General features: G+C 75.4%; 4 protein-coding genes and 1 pseudogene. 4 read left to right on the plus strand and 1 reads right to left on the minus strand.

Features of this window, described 5'->3' with window-relative positions; genetic code table 11:
• Positions 1-100: 100 nt before the first annotated feature.
• Together HCJ92_RS11745 and HCJ92_RS11750 are read left to right on the plus strand one after the other, a co-directional pair.
• Positions 101-1,054 (plus strand): annotated as a pseudogene (locus HCJ92_RS11745) (ATP-binding cassette domain-containing protein); the annotation flags it as partial.
• A gap of 227 nt (positions 1,055-1,281) precedes the next feature.
• On the plus strand, positions 1,282-2,082 hold the full coding sequence (locus HCJ92_RS11750; RefSeq protein ID WP_167933460.1) for an ABC transporter permease: 801 nt from the start codon (positions 1,282-1,284) through the stop codon (positions 2,080-2,082).
• A 57-nt stretch (positions 2,083-2,139) separates the two neighbouring features.
• Here HCJ92_RS11750 and HCJ92_RS11755 read toward each other — a convergent pair whose 3' ends face one another.
• On the minus strand, positions 2,140-3,369 hold the full coding sequence (locus HCJ92_RS11755; protein WP_167933461.1) for a right-handed parallel beta-helix repeat-containing protein: 1,230 nt from the start codon (positions 3,367-3,369) through the stop codon (positions 2,140-2,142).
• Between the two features lie 215 nt (positions 3,370-3,584).
• On the opposite strand from HCJ92_RS11755, the gene HCJ92_RS11760 reads away from it, so the two are divergent.
• Positions 3,585-4,169: a maleylpyruvate isomerase N-terminal domain-containing protein gene (locus HCJ92_RS11760; protein ID WP_167933462.1), complete on the plus strand. Its 585-nt coding sequence runs from the start codon at positions 3,585-3,587 to the stop codon at positions 4,167-4,169.
• A gap of 208 nt (positions 4,170-4,377) precedes the next feature.
• Complete coding sequence (locus HCJ92_RS11765; RefSeq protein ID WP_167933463.1) at positions 4,378-5,217, plus strand: aldo/keto reductase; 840 nt, start codon at positions 4,378-4,380, stop codon at positions 5,215-5,217.
• Positions 5,218-5,389 lie beyond the last annotated feature (172 nt).

Here is a 5,389-nt window from a genome sequence, read left to right on the forward strand (position 1 = left end):
TTGGCGGCCGCGTTTTGTGCGGCGCCGCCACGGCGGCGACTCCGCCGTGGCACCGCCCCCCGACCCACGACACCGAACCAGGCGGAAAGGGCGCACCCCAGTGCCGGACCAGTCACACGCGATCACGGCCGAGGGCCTGACCCGTTCCTTCGGCGACCGCCGAGCGCTGGACGGCGTCGACCTCGCCGTTCCGACCGGCACCGTGCTGGGCCTGCTCGGGCCCAACGGCGCGGGGAAGACCACCACCGTGCGCGTGCTGGCCACCCTGCTGCTCCCCGACGGGGGCACCGCCCGCGTCGCCGGCCACGACGTCGTCCGCGAACCCGACGCCGTCCGGCGCCGGATCGGCCTCTCCGGCCAGTACGCGGCCGTGGACGAGAAACTCACCGGGCGCGAGAACCTCTACCTGGTCGCGCGGCTGTACGGAATGCGCCGTGCGGAGGCGCGGCGCCGGGCCGGTGAACTGCTCGTCCGGTTCCGGCTGGAGGAGTTCGCCGACCGGCCCAGCGGGTCGTTCTCCGGCGGGACCCGCCGCCGACTCGACCTCGCGGGCGCGCTGGTCGCCAGGCCGCCGGTGGTCGTCCTCGACGAACCCACCACCGGCCTCGACCCCCGTGGCCGCGCCGACACCTGGGATTCGGTCCGCGAGCTCGTGGCCGAGGGCACCACCGTGCTGCTCACCACGCAGTACCTGGAGGAGGCCGACCAACTCGCCGACGCGGTCTGCGTCATCGACCGCGGCCGGGTCGTCGCCCGCGGAACCGCGAGCGAGCTCAAGGCCCGCGTCGGCGGCGAACGGCTCTCCGTCGTCGTTCCCGACGCCGCCCACCGCGTCGCCGCCCACGCCGTCCTGTCGGCGCTCGGCCCCCACACACCGGAGGCGGGGGAACGCGGCCTCGTCAGCGTCGCCACCGACGACGGCCCGGCCGCGCTGGAACAGGCACTGCCCCGGCTGCGCGCCGCCGGGGTGGCGCTCGGCGAGGTCACGCTGGCACCGCCCACGCTGGACGACGCCTTCCTCGCCCTCACCGGCAGGACGGGAACCGCGGCTGCGGGGACGGCCGGGGACGGCGCCCCCGCGCAGGACGACCCCGCGGGCGGCGACGCCCCGCCCGGCGCACCCGAACCGGTCACCCCGCCGACCGCGTCCGGCACCGCCCCGCGCCACGCGGCGCCGGTGGGCACCCCACCACCGGTACCGACCGGACCGCCCGGCCCCGCGCGGCACGCCCACCGCCCCCGGCGGTCCCGCACCGTCGGGCGTGGGACGGGGGACCGCCGATGAGCGCGCTCGCCCTCGCCGGACGGGACGCCGGCATCATCGCCTGGCGCAATCTCCTGAACCTCGGCCGCACCCCCGGCTCGGTGATCGCGGCGCTCGTCCAGCCGCTGATGTTCGTCCTGCTGCTGGCCTACGTCTTCGGCGGCAGCCTCGGTGGTGACGACTACCGCGTCTACCTGATGGGCGGCATCTTCGCCCAGGCGGTGACCTTCAACGCCGCCTTCACCGCGCTCGGCCTCGCCAACGACATGCACAAGGGACTGGTGGACCGGTTCCGCTCCCTGCCCACACCCCGGTCCTCGGTCGTCCTCGGCCGGACCCTCTCCGACCTCACCATGAGCACCGTCACCCTGACGGTCACCGCCCTGTGCGGCCTGCTCGTCGGCTGGCGCACCGACGCCCCCGCCCACCACGTGCTGCTCGGGTTCGTCGTCATCCTGCTCTTCGCCTTCGCGATGTCCTGGGTCGGCGCCACCATCGGCCTGACCGCCCGGAGCGTCGAGGTGGCCCAGAGCGCCGGGTTGATCTGGCTCTTCCCGGTCACCTTCGTCTCCTCGGCGTTCGTCTCGCCGACCGCCATGCCGGGCCCGCTGCGCACGGTCGCCGAGTGGAACCCCGTCTCCGCCACCGCCACGGCGGCGCGTGACCTGTTCGGCAACGTGCCTCCCGCCGGCCTGGGGCCCGGCGACGCCTGGCCCGTGCGCAACGCCCTGCCGTACTCGCTGCTGTGCTCCGCGCTCATCACCGTCGTCTTCATGGCGCTGGCGGTCCGCCGCTACCGGAGGATCACCCGCGGCTGACGGGAGAGCCGTGCGGCCCGGCCGCCTCCGGGCAGCCGGGCCGGACGACCGCTCCGCTCAGCCGCAGGTGGCGCGGCTCGTGTTGTGCAGTGTCAGGTTCCGGTAGGTGATCCTGACACCGCAGGGGCTCTCCCGGAGGGCCGAGTCACGGATCGTCAGGTTCTGGAGCGTGACGTCGCGGGTGACCGCGAACTCCGTCCGCGCCGCGATCCGTACGTCCCCCGGGCCGGAGACGGTGCCCCCGGAAGTCGCGAGGTTCACGTTGTAGCAGTTCTCGATCAGGATCGCGTTGTTGCCGGTGCCGGCGATGTCCACCCGCTCGATCTCCACCCCGCCGCTCTCCGAGACGCAGAACACCCCTCGGCCGCCGCCGCGCGCCACGACCTCCCCGACCCGGATGTTCACGGGGTAGGCGTTTCCGACGCGGCCGTTGCGGTTGGCCATGCGGAAGGCCGCGTAGCCGGTCCCCGTCCCGGCGTTCACGGCGTCCACCCGCCCCACGGTGGCGTGCGTGGTGTCGTTCAGGAGGAGCCCCGAGTAGCCGGTGTCCCGTGCGGTCACGGTGCCGACGGTCAGGCCGTCCACGCCGTACGTCTCCACGCCGTGGTTGTCCGTGCCCGACACGAACACGTCGTCGATGCGGATGTCGCGCGTCCGCACCGACCGGTCGCCGTGGTTGTCGACGCGCACCCCCAGACCTCCGGAGAGCCGCAGGTCGAGGGAGCCCAGCGTCACCCCGGTGGCGTTGCGGACGAAGACCCCGAAGTACGGGTGCCCCGTCATCGCCAGATGCCCCACGGTGACGTCCGTGGCGTTCCGCACCCGGATCGGCGCGTGGTTGGCACCGACCGTGCCGCTGACGTGGACGGTGCCGCAGACGTCGAGCGCGGTGTGGCTCGGCAGGTCGAGCGACTGGTTGGCGGGGACCGTGCCCGAGCCGCGGACCACGACCCGCTGGGCGGTGGTCCGTCCCGCGTCCAGGGCGCCGACAGCGGCACGCATCGCCGTCAGCATGTCCGGGCCGCTGTACCCGGGAGCGCGCCAGGTGTTGCCCTCCCGGACGGCCTCCGCGCGGAAGGCGCCGTCGCCGCAGGCGAGCGGCCGGTCCGCCGCTCTCGGGGCTGCCACGGCGGCGGGCTGCGACTGTCCGGTCTCCGGCGGTCCGGCCTCTGCCGCGGTGGCCGGACCGGACAGGACCCCGGCGGCGGTGGCGAGCACGGCGGCTGCCGCGACGGCGAGTGCGCCGCGGTGTCGGTGCCGGGTCGGCCGGTGGTGGTGTCGATGCATGCGATCACTCCAGGTGGGGGTGAGGGAGCGCTCCCACGAGCATCGTTCGTCCGCCCGTGTCGCGGGCGGGGTGGCACGGCCGTGGGGTGGCCGCCGCCGGTCCGTGGCAAGCGCTTGCAGGACGGGGGGAGTATCCATGCGGGGCGCCGGGACGTCAACGGCTCCCGCCGGGAACACTGTTGCCGGAAGCCGACGCCGTTCCCTAGCGTTCACGCATGGAGCAGCTCACCCACCACCACCTCGCCGAGGCCCTGGCCGAGTCGGCGCGGGTCCTGCGACCCCACGAGTCCGCCGACTGGGGCCGCCGGGCCGGCGCACTGGAGTGGAGTTGCCGGGAGACGGCGGCCCACGTGGCGCACGACCTTGCGGCGTACGCGGGGCAGCTCGCCGGCCTGCCGTCCGACCGCTATCTCGCCTTCGACGTGGTGGTGCCCGAGGCGGCCGGGCCCGTCGAGACGCTGCGGGTACTGGACGCCTGCGGACAGCTGCTGGTCGCCGCCCTGGCCCGGTCGGCGCCGGGCGACCGCGCCTGGCACTGGGGGCCGTGCGACCCGGAGGGGTTCGCGGCGATGGGGACGGCCGAAACCCTGCTGCACACCTGGGACATCACCCGGGGGCTCGGAGCGGCCTGGGAGCCGCCCCCGGAGCTGTGCGCCGCGGTCCTCCGGCGGCTCTTCCCGGACGCTCCCGTCGCGGCGGCCGACCCCGCATCGGTGCTGCTGTGGTGCACCGGGCGCGCGGAACTGCCCGGCCGCCCCCGTCGCACCGAGTGGGTCTGGCAGGCGGCCCGCGCCGAGTGACGGCGCATCACCCGGCGCCCACCCGCCCGTCGGGACCGGGGGCCGCTCCACCGGATACCGGGCGCCGGACGCCGGGCGTCGCGCCGCCGTCCGCGGCGCCGGGCGGGCTACGGTTGGCCGGGTACCGGCTGTCCGCCGAACCGCCCGCCGTCCCGAACGGCCGCCCCGACGGCCCGCCGGTCGGCCACCGCCCCGAGGAGCCCGCGCCATGGGTGATGTCCCCGTCCTGTCGTCCCCGCACGGCCTGTCCCTGCCCGCCGTCGGCCTGGGCACCTACAAGCTGAGGGGCGCCGCCGGTGCCGAGGTGATCGGCGCCGGCCTGCGCGCCGGGTACCGGCTGCTGGACTCCGCCGCCAACTACGACAACGAGGGAGCCGTCGGCCGGGCCGTGCGGCACTCCGCGGTGCCGCGCGAGGAGGTCGTCGTCACCTCCAAGCTCCCCGGCCGCCACCACCGCTACGACGACGCCCTCGCGGCTGTCGAGGAGTCGGTCTACCGCAGCGGGCTGGAGTACCTCGACCTCTACCTCGTCCACTGGCCCAACCCCCGCACCGACCGGTACGTCGAGGCGTGGCGGGCCCTGATCGAGGCGCGGGAGCGGGGGCTGGTCCGGGCCATCGGCGTGTGCAACTTCCTGCCGGAGCACCTCGACCGCCTCACCGCCGAGACCGGGGTCACCCCGTCGGTCAACCAGATCGAACTGCACCCGTACTTCCCGCAGAACGAGCAGCGCGCCTACGACGCCGACCACGGCATCCTCACCCAGTCGTGGAGCCCGCTGGCGCGCGCCCGCGACCTCCTCGACGAGCCGGTGCTCGGCGGGATGGCCAAGGAGCTCGGCGTCACCGTCCCCCGGCTCGTGCTCCGCTGGCACCACCAACTGGGCGCGATCCCGCTGCCGAAGGCCACCGCGCCGGAGCGACAGGCCGCCAATCTCGACGTGTTCGGGTTCGAGCTCAGCGACGAGGAGATGGCGCGGATCGCCTCGCTCGCCCGGCCCGAGGGCCGGCTCGCCGACCAGGACCCGGCCCACTACGAGGAGTTCTGAGAACGGTCCGGCGGCTCGCGTCCGATCGGCACGAGTCACCGGACGCGGTCGGCCGCGGGGCGGAGGGGTGCGGCTCGCGCCCCTCCGTACCCGCGCGGCGCGACGACGCGGCAGGCCTCCGCGGTCGGCACCGCCCGCCCGACGGGAGCCGGCGGGCGGGCTCTCCGGGCCC

Source organism: Streptomyces spiramenti (assembly GCF_012034385.1).
GTDB lineage: Bacteria > Actinomycetota > Actinomycetes > Streptomycetales > Streptomycetaceae > Streptomyces > Streptomyces spiramenti.

What these genes read in the sequence shown, in the direction of transcription:
- HCJ92_RS11750 (WP_167933460.1), top strand. Translation starts at nt 1,282, where the DNA reads ATGAGCGCGCTCGCCCTCGCCGGACGGGACGCCGGCATCATCGCCTGG.
- HCJ92_RS11755 (WP_167933461.1), bottom strand. Translation starts at nt 3,369, where the DNA reads ATGCATCGACACCACCACCGGCCGACCCGGCACCGACACCGCGGCGCA.
- HCJ92_RS11760 (WP_167933462.1), top strand. Translation starts at nt 3,585, where the DNA reads ATGGAGCAGCTCACCCACCACCACCTCGCCGAGGCCCTGGCCGAGTCG.
- HCJ92_RS11765 (WP_167933463.1), top strand. Translation starts at nt 4,378, where the DNA reads ATGGGTGATGTCCCCGTCCTGTCGTCCCCGCACGGCCTGTCCCTGCCC.